The organism is Ktedonobacteraceae bacterium (genome assembly GCA_035653615.1).
In the GTDB taxonomy this organism is placed as follows: domain Bacteria; phylum Chloroflexota; class Ktedonobacteria; order Ktedonobacterales; family Ktedonobacteraceae; genus DASRBN01.
Genome location: DASRBN010000025.1, coordinates 100,934 through 123,030, shown reverse-complemented (window position 1 = coordinate 123,030; position 22,097 = coordinate 100,934). Strand labels below are relative to the sequence as shown.

General features: G+C 53.6%; 16 protein-coding genes and 1 tRNA gene. 5 read left to right on the top strand and 12 right to left on the bottom strand.

Translation table 11 applies throughout. From position 1 onward, the window contains the following. Positions 1 to 167: 167 nt before the first annotated feature. Positions 168 to 2,720 (bottom strand): CHAP domain-containing protein, encoded by a 2,553-nt coding sequence (locus VFA09_13220; GenBank protein ID HZU68230.1) that lies wholly within the window; start codon positions 2,718 to 2,720, stop codon positions 168 to 170. A 741-nt stretch (positions 2,721 to 3,461) separates the two neighbouring features. On the opposite strand from VFA09_13220, the gene VFA09_13215 reads away from it, so the two are divergent. Together VFA09_13215 and VFA09_13210 are read left to right on the top strand one after the other, a co-directional pair. Beyond that, positions 3,462 to 4,034: an HD domain-containing protein gene (locus tag VFA09_13215; protein HZU68229.1), complete on the top strand. Its 573-nt coding sequence runs from the start codon at positions 3,462 to 3,464 to the stop codon at positions 4,032 to 4,034. Positions 4,035 to 4,134: 100 nt separating this feature from the next. Then, positions 4,135 to 4,208: transfer RNA gene (locus tag VFA09_13210), tRNA-Val, on the top strand. A 45-nt stretch (positions 4,209 to 4,253) separates the two neighbouring features. On the opposite strand, the gene ispG is transcribed toward VFA09_13210, so the two are convergent. From ispG to rpsB, 9 genes are all read right to left on the bottom strand, one after another. After that, positions 4,254 to 5,489, bottom strand: a complete 1,236-nt coding sequence (gene ispG, locus VFA09_13205) for a flavodoxin-dependent (E)-4-hydroxy-3-methylbut-2-enyl-diphosphate synthase (protein ID HZU68228.1) — start codon at positions 5,487 to 5,489, stop codon at positions 4,254 to 4,256. A gap of 62 nt (positions 5,490 to 5,551) precedes the next feature. Beyond that, the gene (locus VFA09_13200; GenBank protein HZU68227.1) at positions 5,552 to 6,775 is read right to left on the bottom strand and encodes a M50 family metallopeptidase; all 1,224 of its coding nucleotides are present in this window, start codon (positions 6,773 to 6,775) and stop codon (positions 5,552 to 5,554) included. 28 nt (positions 6,776 to 6,803) lie between these two features. Continuing rightward, positions 6,804 to 7,994, bottom strand: coding sequence for a 1-deoxy-D-xylulose-5-phosphate reductoisomerase (locus tag VFA09_13195; GenBank protein ID HZU68226.1), 1,191 nt, complete (start codon positions 7,992 to 7,994; stop codon positions 6,804 to 6,806). Between the two features lie 234 nt (positions 7,995 to 8,228). Continuing rightward, positions 8,229 to 9,113: a phosphatidate cytidylyltransferase gene (locus VFA09_13190; protein HZU68225.1), complete on the bottom strand. Its 885-nt coding sequence runs from the start codon at positions 9,111 to 9,113 to the stop codon at positions 8,229 to 8,231. Between the two features lie 132 nt (positions 9,114 to 9,245). Further along, a complete protein-coding gene (uppS, locus tag VFA09_13185) occupies positions 9,246 to 9,989 on the bottom strand; it encodes a polyprenyl diphosphate synthase (protein ID HZU68224.1) in 744 nt (247 codons plus the stop codon). Between the two features lie 50 nt (positions 9,990 to 10,039). Continuing rightward, positions 10,040 to 10,597 carry a ribosome recycling factor gene (gene frr / locus VFA09_13180; protein HZU68223.1) on the bottom strand — a complete coding sequence of 186 codons (558 nt, stop codon included), beginning with the start codon at positions 10,595 to 10,597 and terminating at the stop codon, positions 10,040 to 10,042. Between the two features lie 120 nt (positions 10,598 to 10,717). Continuing rightward, complete coding sequence (gene pyrH, locus VFA09_13175; protein ID HZU68222.1) at positions 10,718 to 11,476, bottom strand: UMP kinase; 759 nt, start codon at positions 11,474 to 11,476, stop codon at positions 10,718 to 10,720. A 79-nt stretch (positions 11,477 to 11,555) separates the two neighbouring features. Then, positions 11,556 to 12,155 carry a hypothetical protein gene (locus VFA09_13170; GenBank protein HZU68221.1) on the bottom strand — a complete coding sequence of 200 codons (600 nt, stop codon included), beginning with the start codon at positions 12,153 to 12,155 and terminating at the stop codon, positions 11,556 to 11,558. A 279-nt stretch (positions 12,156 to 12,434) separates the two neighbouring features. Then, complete coding sequence (rpsB, locus tag VFA09_13165) at positions 12,435 to 13,322, bottom strand: 30S ribosomal protein S2 (GenBank protein ID HZU68220.1); 888 nt, start codon at positions 13,320 to 13,322, stop codon at positions 12,435 to 12,437. Positions 13,323 to 13,734: 412 nt separating this feature from the next. On the opposite strand from rpsB, the gene VFA09_13160 reads away from it, so the two are divergent. Further along, positions 13,735 to 14,559: a GDSL-type esterase/lipase family protein gene (locus VFA09_13160; GenBank protein ID HZU68219.1), complete on the top strand. Its 825-nt coding sequence runs from the start codon at positions 13,735 to 13,737 to the stop codon at positions 14,557 to 14,559. Continuing rightward, positions 14,556 to 17,822 carry an FtsX-like permease family protein gene (locus tag VFA09_13155; protein ID HZU68218.1) on the top strand — a complete coding sequence of 1,089 codons (3,267 nt, stop codon included), beginning with the start codon at positions 14,556 to 14,558 and terminating at the stop codon, positions 17,820 to 17,822. Before VFA09_13160 ends, VFA09_13155 begins: the two co-directional genes overlap by 4 nt. 12 nt (positions 17,823 to 17,834) lie before the next feature. Here the strand turns inward: VFA09_13155 and VFA09_13150 are convergent, their stop codons facing one another. Continuing rightward, on the bottom strand, positions 17,835 to 18,683 hold the full coding sequence (locus VFA09_13150; GenBank protein HZU68217.1) for a hypothetical protein: 849 nt from the start codon (positions 18,681 to 18,683) through the stop codon (positions 17,835 to 17,837). A gap of 322 nt (positions 18,684 to 19,005) precedes the next feature. Next, entirely contained in the window at positions 19,006 to 21,159 is a 2,154-nt protein-coding gene (locus VFA09_13145; protein HZU68216.1) for a hypothetical protein, read from the bottom strand. Positions 21,160 to 21,372: 213 nt separating this feature from the next. On the opposite strand from VFA09_13145, the gene VFA09_13140 reads away from it, so the two are divergent. Further along, positions 21,373 to 22,056, top strand: a complete 684-nt coding sequence (locus VFA09_13140; protein ID HZU68215.1) for an ABC transporter ATP-binding protein — start codon at positions 21,373 to 21,375, stop codon at positions 22,054 to 22,056. The last annotated feature ends 41 nt before the right edge of the window (positions 22,057 to 22,097 follow it).

The following is a 22,097-nucleotide window of genomic DNA, read 5'->3' as shown; positions in this document are numbered from 1 at the left end:
GCTTCAACAGATTTTTTGTAAGGAGTATGATACCATATTTTGAGAACTCTGCCCATCCTACCCGCTCTCCTCATATACTAAAAGGATGCTCCTGTCGGGGCGCGATCATGAGATTGAACAAAATAATCCAGTAATGGACGCGGGGCCGATGAATCGGCCTCCTCCTTTTAGTATATCTCCTCACCGTGGATAGAAGTATCAAGCGTGATTACCAGGCCAAAGGTAGTGGTATCAACCGGCGAAAGGACTCCCTGTGGGGCTACCCCGTCGCGCAAAAAGGATTGCGAACGATTATCGAATACATTGTACTGGTTCCCAAAGGAGAAGATATACTGCTGTAACTCACCCAGGCTGCGATTCAGCAACAGGATGTCGTCACCGGTAGCACAGGTGTGATCGGCAAGGCAACGCGAACGATCAAGAAAAGCGCCTATCAGAATTTGCCAGCTTTGATCCCAACTGTTGACAGTAACCTGGCGTGCAACATCAAGCGACGAATCAAAGGCAATGAAGGTACTCTGGGCCGCCTGTGGATCATAGAGCATCACACTCAACGCCGGCATACCAAAGTGGCCAACATAGAGTACGAGATTGCTGCCAAGTGATGAGAGACTCTTCTGATTCGCCAGGGTAAGTTTGGGGGTAAAGACCAGGAATTGTGCATCGCCACTGCTCGGATCATAAAGCAGTACTTGGGCGCGGCCCGAACCGTTGAAATCACCGGTATGCACTTCCCAGTTTCCTTGCAGGTTGTGCAATTCGTGATAGTTGGTTATTTCCAAATCGCCGGTAAAATCCATGATGCGGGCGTCTCCTGAGTTACGATCATAGAGAAAGACGCCATCTTGCTGAGGATTTACAAAGCGGCCTACATAAACCTCCCAGGAATTATACAGGAGACCATACTTCTGGACATGACTGATACCAAAGTTATTGTTGAAATCGACCACCATCACATCGGCAGTCAGCTGCGACTGCGAAGTAGCCCCCGGAGGACCGCTAAGATAGGTCAAATCACTATAGTCCTGCGTGGAACCATAGTTCACATCCATTATTATGTTACTGCCCTGCGCTGGCCCGGTTGGATCAGGCGACGGAGATTCTGTAGGACTCGCTGTTTGAGACGGCACAGGCCCTCTTGTCGGAACTTTTGTAGGAGTCGCACCAGGCGTCGGAGTCCGGGTTGCCCGTGGTGTTGGCGATGGGGTTGGACTTGGCGTCGGGCTGGGACTGGGACTCGGGGTTGGACTCGGACTCGGAGTCCGAGTTGGCGTTGGACTTGGAACTACCTCACTCGGAACCGGCGTAGGAGTCGGACTTGGGGTTGGACTCGGACTGGGGCTGGGCGATGGGCTCGGGGTCGGACTCGGACTCGGACTTGGCGTCGGAGACGGGCTGGGACTCGGAGTAGGGGACGGACTGGGACTCGGACTTGGTGATGGGCTTGGGCTGGGACCCGGCGTTCCACTCGGGCTGGGATTCGGTGTCGGGCTGGGAAGCGGACTTGGCTGGGGAACAGCGAAGCGATTGTACATGAAGACGCCACTGCGCTTACCATCGAATTGCCCAACATATAGTTCCCAGCCAGGACCCCAACCTGGAAGAATTACATGTTTCTTTATCGTGAGTTCGGGCGTCAAGCTGATCAGTTGTATTTTGCCTGTCACAAGATCGTACAGCAGGATATCGGCATGGCCATCTCCATCAAAATCTCCTATACGAATGTCCAGGTTCGACCCCCAGCCATTGACGGGTGTTGTCTTGTCGCTCAGGCTAACTCGCTGCGGTATGGCGGCCTCCTGCGTATCGTTCGGCACCCTGTCATGCGCCAGGCGAGCATAGTTCGGCAACAGTTTATCTTGCAAGGTAAGTACATCCAGGCGTCCTTGCTGGCGATTATAGAGCAGCAGATCGGTAAGGCCATTGCCGGTAAAGTCGGCGCTGAATTCCTGGTCATATGACCCGGGGGGTAAACCCAGCGCAAGTTCGCTACTTGCCAGCGAACCGCTGCTAGTAACACTGCTCATGAGCATGTTATTCACTGAAGATACCTGGGCAACTCCATTGCCATTCACACCCGGCAGGCGTTCAAATAGCGTGGGATCGATCACTTTGGGAAAATAGATAAAGCGCAGTTCGCCATCCTGATAACTCGGCTGATTGATAACGGAGACGTTATAGCCATTGCCGATGAACATAGGTGTAGGGTCGCCGTAGTTCTGATAGGTCACGTTAAACGTTAAGCTATCGGGGCTTACCCAGGTGACAAAGGCCACATGCCCCGCGGTGCCAAATGCCCATACACCATCGGCGCGTGGGAAGACCGCGATCGAGCCAACGCGCGGGGTTGTGCCAATCGGCAGACCAAAACGCTCCGCATCGACGATCCAATCGGCGGCGTTGCCCCAGTTGAGTGGAAGATTATAGCCAAGTAAATGCCACTGCTCCCATGCCCACCAGACACAATTGCCCCCACCAGGGTAGGGACCTGGGCAGAGAGGAAATGGATTACCATCGGGTGAAAAATATGCCTGGCTGCAACTATAATCGACGCCAGGACTGGTATGGTTGAACGTACCGGCGCTAGCATTCCCCATTGCTAGCCAGATCAGGGCAAAAAAGAACAAGATTGCCAGGATATGCAGCATGCGCCGTCTATCATTCAACTCGGAGGACGGCTTCCTGTAACGCACGATTGGCCGGGACCTCGAAATATGCATTGGATCAATAGCCCCTTCGTGATTAGCTTTTCGACGAAAAATAATCCATAATGCTAGACGTTGCTACTTACGCATTTGTTCCCATTTTCGTTTCATCCATCTAAGTCCGTGAGCCAGCATACGGCAAGCTTTGCGAGTTAAAGAGGCCTTTTTGTTCATGAGAAATGCGCAAATATATTAATAAACCCCTATCCCCCGTCAAAGTATAACACCGGGTTAAAAAAAATTTCAAGGCATCAGAATTGAGATACCAAAATTCTAATCTTACTAGAAAGATCGGCAACTTCGGGATGGATTTTAACGCAAAACGAACATGGTGATCTTTTGGTCATGCATTTTGCACAAATTCGGTATGTACCTATCTCTCTTGACATCAATTGGTTGAGTATTTATACTTACTTATGTCACATCAGTTGCTTGTCTTACCGCTTTTGCCACACAAGCGCGAGATAGGTATATTTTCGCTGACGGAGAATTGGGGGATATCGCTGAGTAAGCAAGATCAGTTTGTCTTTTTCTAAAGGAGTCACATGGTGTCTCTCCTACATACGCACGATTCATCACAGCAAGAAGAGCCTTAAGTGGTTTCCTCTTTAGGGACAGGGACCTCATGTTCTATAACCAGGAAAGGAACCACCCGTTCCAGGATATGATCGCAACATGACTGTCCTGCTACCTGCAACTACAACTACTCGTATTAATAAGCAGAGAAACATTGAAGGAGGATGTGATGGTACAGGCATGGAACTCCCATTTCAACTTGAGACAGACCTGGAACGAAAGATAGCCGCTGACCCCGAATGGCAGGAGGGTGTGGTGTGGGGCTGGACCCGACCGGGACATTCCGAGGGACAAATTATGTATCATATCGCCGATGTGCTGGCCAATATTGACCGCTTCGCCAGCACGCCGGAGGAACGTCGCAAGCTACGCTTGATCACCCTGATTCATGATACCCTCAAGTACCAGGTGAATCAGTCGTTGCCCACCGGCGGCAATCGACATGCTACCATTGCTCGCCGGTTCGCCGAACGCTACATAGATGACCCGGCATTGCTGGATATCATTGAACTGCACGACGAGGCATTTAATAGCTGGCGAGATGGGGCGGCTCGCGGTCATTGGGATAAGGCCGAAGCACGGGTCAAGCGCCTGATTGAGCGGCTGGGACCATCTTTACCACTCTACGTGCGCTTTTATCGCGCGGATAATCAGACATCATCCAAGAAACCGGATTCGCTGCTCTGGTTCGAGCAGTTTTTGCGAAGCCGCGGTTTTGATGTACCGCCCTGGCCTGAGCAGGGTAATCAATAGGTACCAGGCCTGAGAAAGAAGACCGATCTATCCCTACTTTTTCGCCAAAATCTGCTTGACAACAATCAGCAGCAATGCTATTATTGTTCCTGTCCGGTAAGGGCGATTAGCTCAGTTGGTTAGAGCGCCGCCTTGACATGGCGGAGGTCACAGATTCGAGTTCTGTATCGCCCACTAAAAAGGCGGCTTCGTTGAGAAGCCGCCTTTTTCATCCTCTCATCAAGATTTCGCTATAGTTGTCCCGATACCCTCATCGCGGGTGCGATGCACACCGGCCGTCTCTTTGATGCCCCCTTCGGGATAGACCAGTTTTGCCTCGCGTTCGGGCAAGAGACTGGCTACCTCTTTCAGCACCGCGTCCAGGAACTGATCTTCTGGCACCGTTTTGATCACTTCGCCCTTGCGGAAGATCACGCCACGTCCCTTGCCACCGGCAAGACCCACGTCGGCATCGCGCGATTCGCCGGGGCCGTTGACGACGCAACCCATCACCGCTACGTGAATGGGAGTCTGCACCCTGGCGAGCCGTTTTTCGACTTCGTTAGCAACGCCGATCACGTCAATCTCGACGCGCCCGCAGGAAGGGCATGAAACGAAGGTGACGCCGCGGTTGCGCAATTCGAGCGAACGCAGGATTTCATAGGCGACGGGAATCTCCTCCTCTGGCTCGGCACTCAGGCTGACACGGATGGTATCGCCAATGCCCTCGGCCAGCAGCAAGCCAAGGCCGACGGCAGATTTGACCGCCCCCGTGACGGCTGTCCCGGCCTCGGTGATGCCCAGATGCAATGGATAGTCCGAACGCTGCGAAAACCGGCGATAGGCTTCGACTGCTGTCAATGGCGTGGATGACTTCAGGGAGACTTTGATTTCGTGGAAGTCCATCTCTTCACACCAGCCGATGTATTCCAGGGCTTTATTGACCATGCGTTCCGCGAGTTGCTCGCGTTCTTTGCGGCGCTGCTCGGCAGGATCGGTGCGTTCCAGTACGCCATCATCACGCAGCCTGACCTGAATGCGCTGCATCTGGCCGCGCTGATCGAGAGCATCAATCGAGCCGGAATTAACGCCGATGCGCATGGCAATCCCCCGCTCTTTACAGGCAGCCACGATCTGCTCCAGCGATTTGCGTCCATTAATCAGATTGCCGGGATTGATGCGCACGCAGTCGACACCCTGCCGGATGGCCTCGAGCGCCAGGCTGTGCTTGTAGTGTATATCAGCCACCAGGGGAATGTGGATGCGCTTTTTGATCTCGCTGATTGCGAGGGCATCCTCTTCTTCCGGCACGGCCACGCGCACTATCTCACATCCGACATCTTCCAGGCGATGAATCTGCGCGACCGTGCTTTCTACGTCGCGCGTATAGGTGGTCGTCATGGACTGCACAGCAATAGGCGCATCACCTCCGATGGCCACATCTCCAACATGTATTTGGCGGGTTTTCCGTCGCATAAATTCTTTTACTCCATTGAATGACTAGAAAAGGCGGGCGAATCGCCGTCCCTATTGAAGGATTAATAGGACCCCCAATGGATAACATCGCTCACCGTAATAACAACCATCAAAGTCAGCAAAATTGCCATGCCGACAAAATTGATCAGGCCTTCTCGCTCAGGTTTCAGACGCTTACCCCCACGCAGCAACTCTATTAATACTAATACGACGCGGCCGCCATCCAGAGCGGGGAACGGGAGAATATTGACAATTGCCAGGTTCAGGCTCAGGATAGCCGTCAGGCTCAGGATTGGCCACCAGCCGAGATCGGGTACGCTCGAGGCCACCTGTCCCGTAATCTCCACGATACCTACGGGACCGGCCACCTGGGGCTTCACGGCCCCAGAAATCATTTGCGCAATCGAATTGATAAAATCGCCGGTCACACTAAACGTATGCTGGACGCCCTTGAACGGCGCCTCCCAGAATGGAGAACTCACGAAGACAATCTTCTCCGTAACCCCCATTGCTCCCTGACCCTGTGGTGGATGCTCACGAGCATTGACGGTCGTCGTGACAATTTGCGAACTACCGGCATGGCGCAGTTGCAGGGTAATCGGCACAGTAGCGTGCTTACCGTTGTCCGCGGCAATCGCATTTCCGACAACTGCCTGCAGATCCGTGAAGAGCTGGACGGGATGATTGTTCGCTGAAACGATTGTATCGCCAGAACGAAGCCCGGCCACAGCTGCCGGAGAGCCAGGAACGACCTGGCCGATGATAGCAGGATAAGTTGGCTCGCCAAGGGTATAGGCGATGGTGAAGAGGATCATTGCCAGAATAACGTTCATAGTGACACCGGCGACCAGCACGATGATGCGCTTGCCGGCAGGTTTAGCGGCAAAACTCTGTGGATCGTAACGCCCCTCGGCGTCGTTTATATCTCCATTCTCGCCCGGCATGCGCACAAAGCCGCCGATGGGCAGGAAGTTGAGCGAATAGATGGTGTGATGGGAAGCCTGCGCCCCTGGGATACTGACACCTCCACTTGTACCGCTGAAAGGTGTCTGCTTCTGGCTATCATAACTATAGTCATCTTCTTCGTTACGCCTGCCACTGAACCAGATGACCTCCCAGCCGCCCGCGTCACGCTTGCGAAAACCGACAATGCGCGGCGGAAAGCCCAGGCCAAATTCCTCTACCCGAATACCGGCCCATTTCGCCGTAATGAAATGACCAAATTCATGCACAAGCACACATATGCCAAACACGGGAATGGCTGCCAGTAAGAACCAGTTATTCATTCTCGATTCCTCTTCATAAATTTATCTCTCACGTAGATTTAAACGTATAGCTTTTCTTATATATTTCGTGCGCCGTTTTGCGCGCCCAGGAACTGGCCTCCAGAATCGCAGGCACGTCGGGGTTTTCGATAGATTCGTGACGGGCCAGCACAGCTTCTACCAGTTCCGCGATATGCAGAAATCCAATCTTTCCCGCAAGAAAGAGGGCTACCGCTTCCTCGTCGGCCCCTACCAGCACACTGGGATAGGTGCCGCCGCGTTTCGCCGCCTCCATCGCCAGGCGGAAACAGGGGAAACGCTCTATATCTAACGATTCAAATTCGAGGCGCGCTACATCCGGCCAGCGCAGTTCGCGCACCAGCCCGGTTCCTTCCGTGTTCAGGCGCACAGGATAGCTGAGCGCGTGCTGGATGGGCAGGTGCATGCTCGGCAGGCTGGCCTGCATTTTCCAGGAACCATCGACAAACTCGACCATTGAGTGGATGATGCTTTTGGGATGCACGACGACTTCGATACGCTCATAAGGTATATCGTAAAGCCAGTGCGCTTCGATTACTTCCAGGCCCTTATTCATAAGTGTGGCGCAATCGACGGTGATCTTCGGCCCCATCTGCCAGGTCGGATGAGCAAGCGCCTGCTCGACGGTAACCGCGCGCAATTGTTCCAGGCTGGCCTGGCGGAATGGACCACCAGAAGCCGTTAACACCAGGCGATTCACCTGACGCGTATCCTCACCTCGCAGGCATTGCCAGATTGCGCTGTGTTCGCTATCGACCGGGAAGATAGGCACCCCGGCTCGCTTCGCCTCCCCCATCACAAGATGGCCCGCCATGACGAGCGTCTCTTTGTTCGCCAGCGCAATAATTTTTCCAGCATTAATAGCCGCCAGAGTGGGCCTGAGTCCTACGAGGCCTGAGGTAGCGGCGACAAGAATAGCTGCATCTTCCAGGGTAGCTGCCGCGAGCAGTCCCTGCTCGCCGAGTATGACTCCTGGTAAGGCTTTGCGCGCTTCCTGTTCTATCTCCGGTGTACCGGCGAAACACGCGACCAGGGAAGGTTGAAACTCCCGCACCTGCTGCGCGAGGAGCGAAACATTGCTACGTGCCGCCAAAGCTACAACTTGAAAATGCTCCGGGTAACACCGCACCACGTCCAACGTCTGCCGCCCAATCGATCCGGTGCTGCCCAATAAGGCAATACGCCTGGGAAAATCGGTCATATATGTGTATCCATGCGGGAAATGTGTTGACCCACCTCATAATGATATGCGAACGAATTGCTCGCCCTGAATACGATCACTCTGGCCCGTAGGGGGCTTCATTGAAAGCGGAATTTCGTTCGCCTTGTTTCTATACTATTCTCAGTCATATTCTACCACGCGGCCAGGCAAAAAAGAAACTTTCTGGGAACCTGTCAATGGTGTCTTGAGTGCTGGCTGACGTAGCATCTACTACTATAAATACGTAATAACTTGCGTAAAGACGAACACGACAACGACAACGAAGAGGATGCTATCCGCACGGTCAAGGATGCCACCGTGACCGGGCATAAAATGCCCACTATCCTTGACATGCGTCGTCCGTTTGATCAGCGATTCGGCCAGGTCACCCAGCGTCGCGGCCACACCGATCAGAATGCCCAGCACAATTGCCAGGTACCATGGTACCTTCAGGGGAATGACGGTGAGGGCAAGGGAGAAAGCAATTGAACAAACGAGGCCGCCTATCGCGCCCTCCCAGGTTTTCGCCGGGCTAATCTTCGGCGCCAATTTATGGCGTCCAATGAGGCGACCGGTAAAGAACGCGCCGCTATCGAAGCTCCAGGTACCGAGCAAGACGACCAGTACCCACCACAGGCCAGGGCTGAACCCGACCTGGTACCCGCGTAGTACGGGGAATAGACTGAGGGGCCAGCCTAAATAGACGGCGATTGCTATAGTCAGCGACCAATCGACCATCGCACCATCGAGCTTTTTGCGAAAGAACAGCAGGGGAAAGGAAACCAGCAATGCTAAAACCAGCCCAATTTCAAGGAATAGCAGGCTTAGATGAGGAAACATGGCAGCGATCATAAAGAGCATACTCAGGACGAGACTGACTACTATCAACGGATGGTACCCCTCGTGAACCATCATCGTATGTAGCTCATTGATTCCCAGCACAACCACCAGCCCAGCCGCAGCAAAAGCCCACCAGCCCCCAAACCAGACGAAAACCAGCACAATTGGTATGGCGATAAAAGAAGTAATAACGCGTTGGACGACGCCGCTTTTCTGCCTTTTGGGTTGGGCAGGCTCCGGCGCTTCCGGCTCTAAATTTCGCTTCGTTGCTGATCGCACGCGACTCCTTATAGGGGCATTTCCCCATCACTTTTTGGCTGGAAAGCTCGACACATCGCTCTTCTTCCCATTTGATTATGCTAGACGCGCAGGCGTGTGTCAAGTGATTCCGGAACTTGCCCCTATTATACGCTATGATGTGGAGAGGCGGCCAAATCGTCGTTGCCGTTGACGGTAACTCTCGAGCGCTGCCCTCAAGTCCTCGCGCCCAAAATCGGGCCAGAGGGTAGGAGTCGCATAATATTCACTGTACGCGGATTGCCAGAGCAGGAAGTTACTGACCCGCATTTCTCCGGCGGTACGAATGACCATATCCGGGTCTGGCAAATCGCGCGTATAGAGATAGGAACTGATCAATTCTTCGGTGATAGTATCCGGGTCACGGCCATCGGCGATAATCTGGCGAATAGCATCAACCAGTTCGGCGCGCCCGCCATAATTAAAGCAAACGTTGAGACTAAGCCGTGTATTATTGCGTGTCAATTCGACCATATCGCGCACGGCGCGCTGGATATCGGGCGAGAGATCTTGTAGACGACCAAGATGGCGCAGGCGCACTCCATTGCGATGCAACTTCTCTACATCCGAGCGGATCGTTTCCCAGAACAGGCGCATCAACCCATCTACTTCTGTTCGCGGGCGCCCCCAATTTTCGGTTGAAAAGGCATAGACGCTGAGCATTTCGATGTTTTCGTCGACGGCGCATTCTACGACGCGGCGCAGCGCGGCTACACCGGCCTTATGCCCGGCGAGGCGCGGTAAATGGCGTTTCGCTGCCCAACGCCCATTGCCATCCATAATGATGGCAAGGTGACGCAGGGTGAAAGGCTTTTGCTCGGAAGCTGCTAGCTCCTCAGCTTTGGATTGCGTCTGCACACTGTCTTTCCCCTGCGACGAGGAGAAAAGATTTTGAATCATGGTCAAATCTAGACCTCCAGAATCTCCAGTTCCTTAGCTTTTCCGACCTTGTCCATCTCATCGATATAGCGGTCGGTGAGCTTCTGTAGACGTTCCGTGCTACGTTTCAGCTCATCTTCGGAAATTTCTTTTTTCTTCTCACGATCGCGCAACTTGTCCTGCGCATCACGGCGAACGTTGCGTATGGCAACCTTATGCTCATCCAATTTCTTGTGGAGAGTCTTTACCATCTCACGGCGGCGCTCCTCGTTGAGCGGGGGGATAGCGAGGCGAATAACCTGGCCATCGTTGTTGGGATTAATTCCCAGGTCGGACCGCTGGATAGCCTTCTCAATATCGACCAGCAGCTTGCGGTCCCAGGGCTGAATTACCAACAAACGCGCCTCCGGCACAGAAATTGTGGCAACCTGGTTGATGGGTGTCGGTGCTCCATAGTAATCGACCGTGATACGTTCTACGAGCGCAGAGCTGGCACGCCCTGTACGGATGGCAGCCAGGTCCTGTCGTAAAGCTTCAACAGCCTTTTGCATACGTCGTTCTGCATCTCCGAAAATATCGTCTACCATAGCAATGCTCCCTTTCAACGGCAGGGACAACATGTTCGCATCCTGTCCCTACAGCCCTGTTTCATCTCTTCGTTGCCCGGCCTGCTCCTGACTTGGAAAGAAGCAGGCAGCGTTCACAGATCAACGACTGGCACTCCACTCCGGTTCCTCGATATCATGGACCAGCGTACCATACTTACCGCCGTGTACAATAGCCTCAAGCGCACCCGCCTCATCGAGATCAAACACTACTATCGGCAGGTCGTTATCCTTACACAGCGAAAGCGCGGTGCTATCCATGACTTTCAGCCCCATATTGAGTGCCCGCATGTAGCTCAGTTCCTCGAACTTCCGAGCATCAGGGTTGCGCATGGGATCATCGTCATAGACACCATCTACTTTGGTTGCCTTGAGCAAAACTTGAGCATTGAGTTCAACAGCACGGAGAGCAGCCGCGGTATCGGTAGTGAAAAATGGGTTGCCGCTGCCAGCAGCCAGGATCACGACACGCCCCTTTTCCAGGTGACGGACGGCCCGGCGGCGAATAAACGGCTCGGCCACGGGCGGCATTTCGATTGCCGTCTGCACGCGAGTGACCATCCCCAATTTTTCCATGGCATCCTGCATAGCCAGCGAATTCATAACCGTTGCCAGCATGCCCGCGTAGTCGGCAGTAGCGCGGTCCATACCTGCCGCGGCCGCGTCTGCTCCACGCCAGATATTTCCGCCACCTACCACGACTGCCACCTGCACGCCTTCCTCATGCACCTTCTGAATTTCGCTGGCGATGCGCCGCACTCTCTCGGCATCGATGCCAAAGCCGTTACGCGGAGAGAGGGCTTCGCCGCTCAACTTCAGCAGGATACGATGATACTTCAAAGGTGAACTCTCTTGAGACATGTCTTGCGCTTCTCCCATACTTCCACTAGTCCTGGCGAATGAAGCGGGCGCAAAACCTACGCGCCCGCCTCATTTTGCCCTACTGTTCCCCTAATGCGAAGCGGCTAAAGCGCCGCAGCACCACGTTCTCACCGGTCTCGGCAATCACCTTACGCACGAGATCGCCCACCGTGACAGCCTCATCCTTCACCCAGGGTTGTAACATCAATACCTGCTCGCCCAATACCTTCTTGAGCTTATTGTTGATAACCTCGTCACGCTTTTCTTCCGGGACACGCGCTATCGACGGATCCTCAAGAATTTTGTAACGGGCCTCTTCCACAATCTCTACTGGCACGTCTTCAAAGTTGATGTACTTGGGGTCGGCTCCCGCGATCTGTAATGCCAGGTCACTGGCAAGCTGGCGGAAACTTTCGCTACGAGCAACAAAATCGGTGCTGCAATTGAGCTCAAGCAAGACGCCCAGGCTGTGATTGTGATGCACATACGAGAAGATACCGCCCTGTTTGGTTTCTCGACCCGCCGCTATCATTTTCTCAGCCTTTTTGTCGCTCTTCGCCTCAACGATCCTGGTGGCTTCATCCCAGGTTTTCGCATCCGCCAACGCATTCCTACAGTCAGCAAACGTTGCGCCCGTCTGTTCGCGCAACTTCTTGACGTCCGCAGCAGTGTACTCCATGTGTGTTTACTCCTTGATATTGTTGTATGATACTCAGACCCTACCGGTTATACAATAGCTTTCGTCCATCTTTTTGGGTCCCGAGTGCTTGACAAAAACGTTGTAATATGTGTTGTTTATTATTTCGTGGCGAGAGAAAGGGTTGCGCACGCGGCCCAGGACGTTACTCCCACCCATAACCTGTTACGCAATACAGTATGAGGCGGGAGATGGAATCGGGTTCCTACCTCCCGCCTTTCCGAATATACAGGGATGCCTCTTACAGTCGAAAACGTTTCCCTATATTTCTTTTGCTACGAGTTCAGGCTCCTGCTGAACCTCCACGCCTTCATTGCCGGCAGTGGCGGCATTTTCAGACTGTTCAGCCGATCCAGCAGCGCGATTCTCTGAAGGCGCCGGAAGGGCCAGTTCAGGTTCGGTAACCTCACCGGCTTCAGTAGTTTCAGCCTCCGCAGGCTCATTATCTTTCTGGCGAGCTTCCAGTTCGCGGCGTCCCTCGATCACGGCATCAGCGATTTTCGCGGCTAGCAGGCGAACGGCACGTATGGCATCGTCATTGGCAGGGATGGGATAGTCCATTTCATCGGGATCGCAGTTCGTATCAGCAAGGGCGATGATTGGAATCTCCAGGCGGCGTGCCTCTAATACTGCTGTACGCTCTTTGCGCGTGTCAATGATGAAGAGCGCGTCTGGCAGGCGGCGCATATCTTTAATACCACCAAGCGTGCGTTCGAGGCGAGCGATATCATCCTGTAAATGCTGTACTTCTTTTTTGGGCAGGCGCTCGAAATCGCCGCGATCTCGTCTCGCTTCCAGGTCACGGAGATAGCGGATACGCGCTTGAATGGTCTGGAAATTGGTCAACATGCCACCCAACCAGCGCTGGTTGACATAGAACATGCCGCAGCGTTTCGCCTCTTCAGCGACGGCTTCCTGGGCCTGTTTCTTCGTGCCAACGAACAGGATAGTGCCACCATTAGCGGCCAGCTGCTCTACAAACCTGTAAGCCTCATTGAGGCGCGTCACCGTCTGCTGGAGATCGATGATATGGATGCCGTTGCGATCCATAAAGATGAACGGCTGCATCTTGGGGTTCCAGCGCCGGGTCTGATGACCAAAGTGAACGCCTGCCTCAAGCAGCTGCTTCATTGAGATTACGTTTGCCAAAAATGAATCCTCCCTTTTGGTCCTCCGCTCTTTTCCTATCAACGACAGGGTCCCACAGGCCATGGTGAAACTGCTTACTTACTGCTTCACGTAACCCCTACCACCAGTATCTTCAGATAGATCGAGGGGCACCAGGGTTTTCGCCGATCTAAGAGCGTGCGTACTTAATTTTTGTGTTCTACAAAGAGCGGGTACATCATCTCCCGCTAACGTGGAAGTATAGCACACCGTGAGCGAAGATTCAAGAAAAATGGCCGCCCGGCAGTACATTTCAGGTGCCTGCAACCCATACAGGAGTTCTCATCTTGCAAACTTGCAAACGTGAAGCATGCAGGACGTAGTAAGACTATGTTATAATCCCATAAGGTGCAGTCGAAATAGCAATCAGCCAGGTAAAGAAGATTCATCTACTATGATCTTCCGCTATGAAGAGAGTATTTTCCATACAGTAGGGGTGCGGGCTTGCCCCGCCCTCGCGTCCACTTGCGAACAATCCATCAAGGCACGAGGGCGGGGCAAGCCCGCACCCCTACTGCTATTGTTATTCCTGTGCTTTTTAGCGAGCTGCGGACAGATGACCGGTGGGCAAACGAGCAACAGCCAGGGCAATACGGCTACACTGGCGCGGCCACCGGCGGCACCTATCACTTACGTTGCGATTGGAGCTTCCGACACATTCGGCATCGGAACCGGCGATCCTTATAACGAGAATTGGGCTGCCGACCTGGCTCAGAAACTTGGCAGCGCCTATCATCTGATTAATCTTGGCATACCCGGTATTACTGTACACGATGCATTGAGCGAAGAACTTCCTGTTGCGCTCGATGAGCATCCTCGCCTGGTCACGATCTGGTTGGCAGTCAATGATCTCGCAAACGGAGTCGATGTCGGCAGCTACTCACACGACCTGGCGACAATGATACGCCGGCTGCAGGCCAGTTCGCCACGTGTAACCATCGCTATGGCGAACGTACCTGATCTCACGCTGCTCCCTTATTTCAGTGCCTACAATCCTTCATACCTGGAGAGTAGGGTTCACGCTTATAATACTGCCATCGCCAACATCGCGCAGCAGCAACGCGTGATTCTGGTGAATCTGGTGAACTACGACCTTAAGGATTTTCCCGAATACATCAGCAATGATGGTCTTCATCCTAGCACGATTGGTTATGTTCGGATCGCGGAACTCTTCTATAACGCTTTACAGGCTTCGCTAGAATTACCAAAACATCCATGACACAGATCTTCGGTATTCCACTCGATAGATTGACGACCATCCTTGTGGTCACTGCCGCGATCATCACCGGCAGCGTCGTACTGCTGGCAATCGGCAATGCCATCTTTTTCAAGATCGGCGTGCGCAATATCTTTCGCCGTCGCACGCAAATGTTGCTGATCGTCTTCGCGCTGATGCTTTCCACCACCTTGCTCTCCAGCGTGCTGGCAACAGGCGATGTCATCACCGCCGCGGTACAGACGGTGGCCGTCTATAATCTGGGCAACGTCGACGAGACGATACAAGGAGGGAATGGCGGCTTCTTCGACGACTCTATCTATTACCAGCTGGTCAGGCGAGAGCGAAACAATCCTGACATCGCGGCAATAGGAGCTGCGCTTTTCGAAAACGATCTGCTGGTAGCCGACCTCACCTCGCGGCAGGTGCGCTCAAAGGTCACAGGAATGGGTATCATCCCTGGCAGCGAGCAGGGCTTTGGGGGCTTGGAGGATGAAAGCGGAAAAGGACATCATACCATTGCCGAACTCGGGCCGAATGAGGTCTTGCTCAACAATACTGTCGCAATATTGCTCAATGCTCATGCCGGAGATAACCTTTACATTTATTCGGAACGCTGGCCAGGTCAGCGCTTCGAACTGCATGTGCGAGCTATCGTCCGCGATGGTGGCCTTGTCGGAGAACTGCCATATATTCTCACCAATGTGCAGACATTTCGTGCTATCGAGCATCGCCATGATGACCTCACGGAAATCTTCGTTGAGAATCGTGGCGGTGGAGGCACCGGTGGCGTCGCTCTATCCGGCCAGGTAGAAGATGAATTGGAGCAAGCGCTACCAGGCTATTTACATGTTTCTCAAGTGAAAGAGATAGGCATACAAAATGCGCAGCTGGCTGATAACATCTTCTCGCGCATTTTTGCCCTCTTCAGCCTCTTTGCCCTGGCGATCAGCCTGCTCCTGATCTTCCTGATATTCGTGCTGCTGGCAGCTGAGCGACGCGCTGAAATGGGTATGGCGCGCGCTATCGGCGTACAGCGCCGCCATCTTGTCCTCATGTATCTTTTCGAGGGCACGGTTTACGATCTGGGCGCTTCATTGATCGGCCTGTTGATCGGCATAGGTGCAGGCACGTTGCTGGTACTCTACCTTAGCCCGATACTGGCGCGGTTTAATTTCCCGCTCCAACTCACTTTTCAGCCGCGCAGCCTGGTGATTGCTTATTGCCTGGGCGTGATCTTCACATTTTGTTCTGTAGGAGTATCGGCCTGGGTGGTCAGCCGTATGACAATTGTCGACGCATTGCGCAACCTGCCGGAAACAGAACGCCCCACGCTCTCCTTCCGCGAGATTCTGGCACAGATGCTCCAGATAGGAAAGGTTCTTGGCACCCAGCTTGTTCAGCCTGTACTGCCCTCGACGATCCGGCAATACTATCGCGAGCAAAGGACTCTGCATCCGCGCAGTATCAGGCGCGCGCTCCTACAGCAATTGCCTGAATTAGTGATAAGTTTCATCGCGACCCTATCTCGCACAGGCATCCTGCCGCTGCTGGCCGGCTACTGGCTCCTCGAGTTCGGGCTACAGCAGGCGCTGATTACTCCTTTCTCGCTTGGCCTTTCACTGCTCGCCGTTGGCGCGGGGCTACTGCTCAAGACGATTGCGGAAAACATCCTCTTCCGAATGGGCAAGAGGAGATGGAATAGATACGTCAATAAGATATTTGCTGCCGTCGTGGGACTTTCGCTACTCGCCTACTGGGCGCTGCCTTTCGACGTACTGGCGCAATTGGGCTTGCCGCGTTTCCAGGGAGGTCTGGAGGTTTTCTTTGTCTCGGGTATTATGATGGTGCTGGGAGGAGCATGGGCGCTGATTGCCAACGCCGAACTGCTTGCGATACCCTTACTGGCGCTTTTCTCGCGTCTGCCCGGCTTACAGATGATGACGCGCCTGGCTTCGAGTTACCCTTTACATCATCGATTCCGCACGGGACTGAGCGTAGTGATGTTTAGCCTGGTAATCTTTGCCATGACGGTAATGGCGGTGATTACCAGCGCCATGCAGAATAATTATGCCGATATCAACTACCAGACGGGTGGATATGATATTCAGGCCGTCACCTATTTCAAATCGATACCCGATATACAAACAGCGCTGCTCAGTCACGGCATCAACCCGCATGTTTTTTCGGCCATCGGTGTCAGTTCAGAGACAACAGTGGGAGTGATCCAGCCCAATGGACAGGACCCGGCATGGCACATTTACCCGGCGCAGGTGGTGAGCGGAGGGTTTCTACAAGGCTATGGACTGCACCTGACCGCGCGTGCCAGGGGTTTCAACAGCGATAGCGCCGTATGGCAGGCATTGCAAACGCACCCCAATTATGCTTTGATCGACGATGACGCCCTACCATACCGTCCTGGCAGCCTGATCAACTCGCCGGTATATGACCCTAACGCTCCGCAGGCCGCAGCAGCAGGTGCCCCGCTCACTCCCCCCGGCATCGATCCTTATTATGCCTTCACAATGAGCGGCATCTACCAGGGCGATACCACCTTTCCTGCTACCAACTTGTGGACGGTGGGTTATTACAACAATAATACGTCCGCGATGAAACTGACGATTATCGGTGTGGTTGACAATGGCGATAGCTCGCACTTTGGACTCTATATCTCCAGTGCCGCCTTTCACAATTTCCAACCGGACCTGTCGACGCCTGAATCGCAGACCTACTATTTCAAGGTTGCGCCGGGGCAGGATAAGCGCCAGCTTGCTCTAGCTCTCGGCTCCGCATTTCTCGACTATGGAATGGAGTCCACTGTGCTTGAGGATGCCATCTTGTCGATACGCGGGCCGCGCATATTCCTCAGTAATGTGCTTTTGGGTGTCGTCGGGTTGACCCTGCTGCTGGGTATCGCCGCCCTGGCTATTACAGGCACACGCGCAGTCATCGAACGCCGCCAGCAAATTGGCATGCTGCGAGCGCTCGGCTGCAAACGGCGACTATTGCAAGGAGCATTTCTCAGCGAATCGTTCATCGTGGGCTGTGTAGGGAGCCTGATGGGCGTGACTCTGGGCCTGATTCTTTCGCGCAACATTTTTGCTGTGAATTTCTTCGAGCAATTCAACATCGGCCTGATATTTGCCGTGCCATGGCACGAATTGGGCCTGATTGTGGGTATTGCCATGCTGGCCTCGCTGCTTGCGGCATTGCTCCCGGCATGGCAGGCAGGACGAGTCACGCCTACAGAGGCGCTGCGGTCCTAAATGTGCGCACCATCACTCATCTAGAGGATCGTCCTTGACCAGGTGTGCGAACGGCCTGAGATGTTCCTGCACCGCTGACTTTTGCTCATCTGTCATCGTCTCGGACATTTGCAGCATCATGTTCAGGCCCGTCAAATGCCGCCCTAACTCTGCATCGTTCCCCTGGAATCGCTGAGCAAGTTCATTAATGGCAAGGCCCAAAAGGTCTGCATCGGCATTTTTCATCGCCGGGAGCAAGAAGTAGGCCGCACTAACATGTGTATTCAGCACCTCCCGCGCATCCATCTCCCACAGCTGGATTCTCTTGAACTTGAATTCCATCATCACTCTCCCCCCAATTTCATCTCGTATATGTTCAGGGATCGCGCTGGGGAACGGGCAGAGGACTTCTGGATAGACATCATAGGCAATTACTGTTCCCCGATTCCCACTCTCATACTGAACAACATGGTCATCTTCCGGGAAATCTTCTTTTACTTTGCGCATGACCGTAGCAAAATTCGCCAGGAGACGGCGTGGGAGTTTCTTGTCATCGCGTTCCATCTGAAACTCAATCATTAAGACGGTTGGCTCATCAGACCCTTCTTCCTTGACGCGATAAGCGCGTTCAAATTTTCCTGAATGCTCAATCCATTCGGTTTTGTAGGCTTTCACAACCTCCGCTCCTGGCATAAGCAAGCCTACAAGTCCCTTATCCATCTCACTTGGAGAGCCTTCGAGTGGAATTGATCGAAGCTCGGGCATCTCGATATCCAAAACCTGTATCACCTGAAGGCCGGGCTCCAGGACAGGCACAATTTCCTCAGCCTGTTCGTGCAAGAGATTTTTAAGAATATGCGTATAAGGTCGTTTGCTTTTCATCTGGCTATCGTCTCCCTTTCTATACCACGATATTTGCCAGAGTATAGCATAGCCGGATTTAAAACTCGATAATATCGTGTATAGCGGGGAAAAATTCCTACTCCCCAACACGAAAAAAATGAGGTATACTCTTTACCAGAACAGAGAAGTGCGATGTAGTGGGGCGGAGGGTCGAGATGCGGCGGCAGATACGTTATCGCAAAATCATCTTAGTTGCTGATCACGTTGTTGATGAGCGTGGCTGGAAATTTCCTCTGATTGTCCCCACTCCAACACCCCACATTTTTGAAGCCAATGCTGGCAAGCATATTCCGCGTAAAATTCACCTGCTGCCACTTTTGTTTTCGCCTACCACAGTAACTTCGCCTACAGAAGAATTGGAATCGGCACTAACAGTAGCCTCCGGCTCTGGCAGTTTGCTTTTCCGCAAACGATGAGATTTGCGGGGCATCCAGAAGTACACAACAAACAACCAGGCAAGAATAGCCACCAGGCCAGCCGCTGAAAGCAAAGCGCCGTAGCGCACAGATGAGGGGGCATACGTGTAACTTAACATATGCGTACCAGGACCAACCTTGATGGCCGGTAGCACGCCTCCAATCAACTGTACCTGCGCGGCATGTCCATCCAGCACGGCATTCCAACCAGGAAATGCGGGCATAGCAATCACGAAATAGCCGGCTACAGCGGTGGAAAAAGTGAATACCTGCTGCTCTGGCTCAAGCGTGATAGCGCGAATACCAGCAGGAAGCTGCTGTACCTGGTCGAGCGATGGTGGATTGCCACCAGACCCTGGCAAAACGAAGTAGCCGGGACCGGCATCAGCGGTGTTTTGATAGATGAATACGCCATTTACTTTCTCAATCAGTATGAAGAGGGGATCGGTCAGCGGCCTGCGCGAAACCACGATGCTGATATGCATCAATCCAAGCAGCCTGGCGTGCGGCTGAACGTGTGAATTATCGTAATCAGGGATGTAGAGATGGTAGCCACTGGCAGTATATCCGCCAGCACGCTGCATATAGGTCACATAGTCTTCAAGCAAGAGCGGGTCCTGACCATCCGCGAGTGGTATTTGTAACGCTATCGCGTCCCGCTGTGGAATGATCCGCTGTATATCGTAGACACGCCCGGAGCCGGCTAACTGCACCACTACACGCGCCAGGGCAGTAGGCGTTGTAGCCGCGACAATATCACCATCATGCGCATATCCCATATCTGTTTTGACGAGTGAAAGCGCGATGACCAGGACAAGCAGAAAACCGGCGACAACCCTCCCACGCGGCAAGACGCGGCGTACACCCTTAAGAAGCGCGTCCGCGCCAAACCCCGCCAGCAGGGCGAACAACATGAGCGCGACGAACCATATGCGCGTAAGATCACGAAAGTGATTAAAATCGGGCAAGACCTTCGCAGCCACACGGTAAAACGGCAAGGCATGGCCCATCGCAAGCGTTGCCACGATGATGATAGCAAGCAGCAGCGGCCAGACGCGCCGCCAGTAAACCGCTACGGCGAGCAGCGCCAGAACAAGAGCGGCCAGACCGGGGGTGAGCATTTTTTCCCATGCTGGATACGAAGGCGGTCGTTGATCGATCAGTTCCTGCAGGAAGCGCGACAACGGATAGCTATCCGCGGCATTCAATGAGAGCTGGCGCGTCGAATGAGCGGTAAGTTCGAACAGGGGTAGCAGGTAGACCGACGCCAGTAGCACAGCGATACCTCCACCCACGATCAGCCCTGTCAGTGATGACAGTGCCGCTTGCCGCCCTTCCACATACCAACGTTTTGCCAGGAACCATGCCGACATACCGATCGTCATTAGTAGCCCATAATATGCCATTTGTGGATGCCCGGCCAGCAACATCATTGCGATACAGATGCCAAAAAGCCCGCAGCGGCGGAGCGACTCTCGCACAGTTGCCCAACAGGTCAGCGCGACCCAGGGATACCAGGCTACCGTTTGAATGATGGTGACATGACCCGCGCCAAGATGGCTGATCAATGCCGGTGTCGCCATGTAACTTACTGCCGCCGCCAGCGCTGCTAGAGGCGATAATTTAAGCGCGAGGCGCGCCAGCAGCAGCATCCCGAGGCCCGCAAAGACCAGGTGCGCTAAAAAGAGTACGAGGAAGTAATCACGTAACGAAAGAAAATGGACCAGCAGCGTTGGCGGATAGAAAAATGCCGCCAGTGGATTAGCATCGAGGGGCAAGCCGCCGGCAATATACGGATTCCACAGTGGCAGCGTGTGTTCCTGCGCGAAGGTGCGCTGGATCAGCAACGCGAATGGCCAGTGGCTCATCAATACGTCACTGACTCCTGAAACTGCCGGCAACTGATTTTGTTGAAATGGCGCGGGATAGAGAAGTGCAATCGCAACGGCAACAAGCACAGCAAGCTGGCCTGCTGCTGAGAGCAGTGGTACTAGATTCACCCTCCGTAATTGCCGTAGTACCATTCGTGTCTCTTTCATGGCGGAAACAATCTCTTACATTTCACTTCAATTTAAACGTATTCTCTGCGAAGCCGGTAACTCTTCCAGCATGAGAGATGTGGACACGGTGAAGAGTAAGGAGGTAGTTATGAATAAGTTTCATACCTTCTTGTAACACTATGAAAGCTACGAAAATGATATAATATCAACCGCAAAATCGTACCAACAGGGCAGAATCAATCACAGGATAGTATGCAGGAACAGACAATCATACAGGCACAAAAGGTGCGCAAAATCTATCGCAGTGGGCACTTGCGAGTAGAAGCTTTGCGCAATATCGATATGGAAGTAGCTGCCGGTGAGATGGTGGCCATTATGGGACCAAGCGGCTGCGGCAAGACGACGCTGCTCAATTGTCTCGCCGGTTTAGATACCATCGACGAGGGTGATATCTTCATCCAGGGCGATAATCTCCGCGACCTGAGCGATAACGAACGCACGGCCTATCGTGCCCGGCATATGGGATTCGTTTTCCAGGACTTCAACCTTCTACCGATGCTCAGCGCTGTGGAGAATGTGGAATTGCCGATGCTGGTTTCTGGAGTTGCCAGCCGGAAGGCGCGCAAGCGGGCATTGGAGATGCTTGATCGCGTGGGACTCGCCGACCGCGCGCAGCATCGCCCCGCTGAACTTTCGGGAGGCCAGCGCCAGCGCGTAACAATCGCGCGCGCACTGATAAACGAACCTGCCATCGTGTGGGCCGACGAGCCGACAGGCAATCTCGATAGCGAAGCGGCAAATGATATTATGGACCTGCTGTGCCGCTTCAACAATGAACTCAGACAGACGCTGGTGGTTGTCACGCATGCCCTGGAAGTTGGTCAACGGGCGAACCGTATTATTCGCATGCAGGACGGAAGCATTGTGAAGGCCTGATAATCCATCTGGTGAGCACGATACGCTGGCCAGATGGATTA

Excerpts from the sequence above, each read along its gene's own strand:
- VFA09_13220 (HZU68230.1), bottom strand. The coding sequence starts at position 2,720 with ATGCATATTTCGAGGTCCCGGCCAATCGTGCGTTACAGGAAGCCGTCC.
- VFA09_13200 (HZU68227.1), bottom strand. The coding sequence starts at position 6,775 with ATGAATAACTGGTTCTTACTGGCAGCCATTCCCGTGTTTGGCATATGT.
- ispG (HZU68228.1), bottom strand. The coding sequence starts at position 5,489 with ATGCGACGGAAAACCCGCCAAATACATGTTGGAGATGTGGCCATCGGA.
- VFA09_13155 (HZU68218.1), top strand. The coding sequence starts at position 14,556 with ATGACACAGATCTTCGGTATTCCACTCGATAGATTGACGACCATCCTT.
- VFA09_13195 (HZU68226.1), bottom strand. The coding sequence starts at position 7,994 with ATGACCGATTTTCCCAGGCGTATTGCCTTATTGGGCAGCACCGGATCG.
- VFA09_13170 (HZU68221.1), bottom strand. The coding sequence starts at position 12,155 with ATGGAGTACACTGCTGCGGACGTCAAGAAGTTGCGCGAACAGACGGGC.
- VFA09_13160 (HZU68219.1), top strand. The coding sequence starts at position 13,735 with ATGATCTTCCGCTATGAAGAGAGTATTTTCCATACAGTAGGGGTGCGG.
- VFA09_13145 (HZU68216.1), bottom strand. The coding sequence starts at position 21,159 with ATGAAAGAGACACGAATGGTACTACGGCAATTACGGAGGGTGAATCTA.
- pyrH (HZU68222.1), bottom strand. The coding sequence starts at position 11,476 with ATGTCTCAAGAGAGTTCACCTTTGAAGTATCATCGTATCCTGCTGAAG.
- VFA09_13150 (HZU68217.1), bottom strand. The coding sequence starts at position 18,683 with ATGAAAAGCAAACGACCTTATACGCATATTCTTAAAAATCTCTTGCAC.
- VFA09_13215 (HZU68229.1), top strand. The coding sequence starts at position 3,462 with ATGGAACTCCCATTTCAACTTGAGACAGACCTGGAACGAAAGATAGCC.
- VFA09_13140 (HZU68215.1), top strand. The coding sequence starts at position 21,373 with ATGCAGGAACAGACAATCATACAGGCACAAAAGGTGCGCAAAATCTAT.
- frr (HZU68223.1), bottom strand. The coding sequence starts at position 10,597 with ATGGTAGACGATATTTTCGGAGATGCAGAACGACGTATGCAAAAGGCT.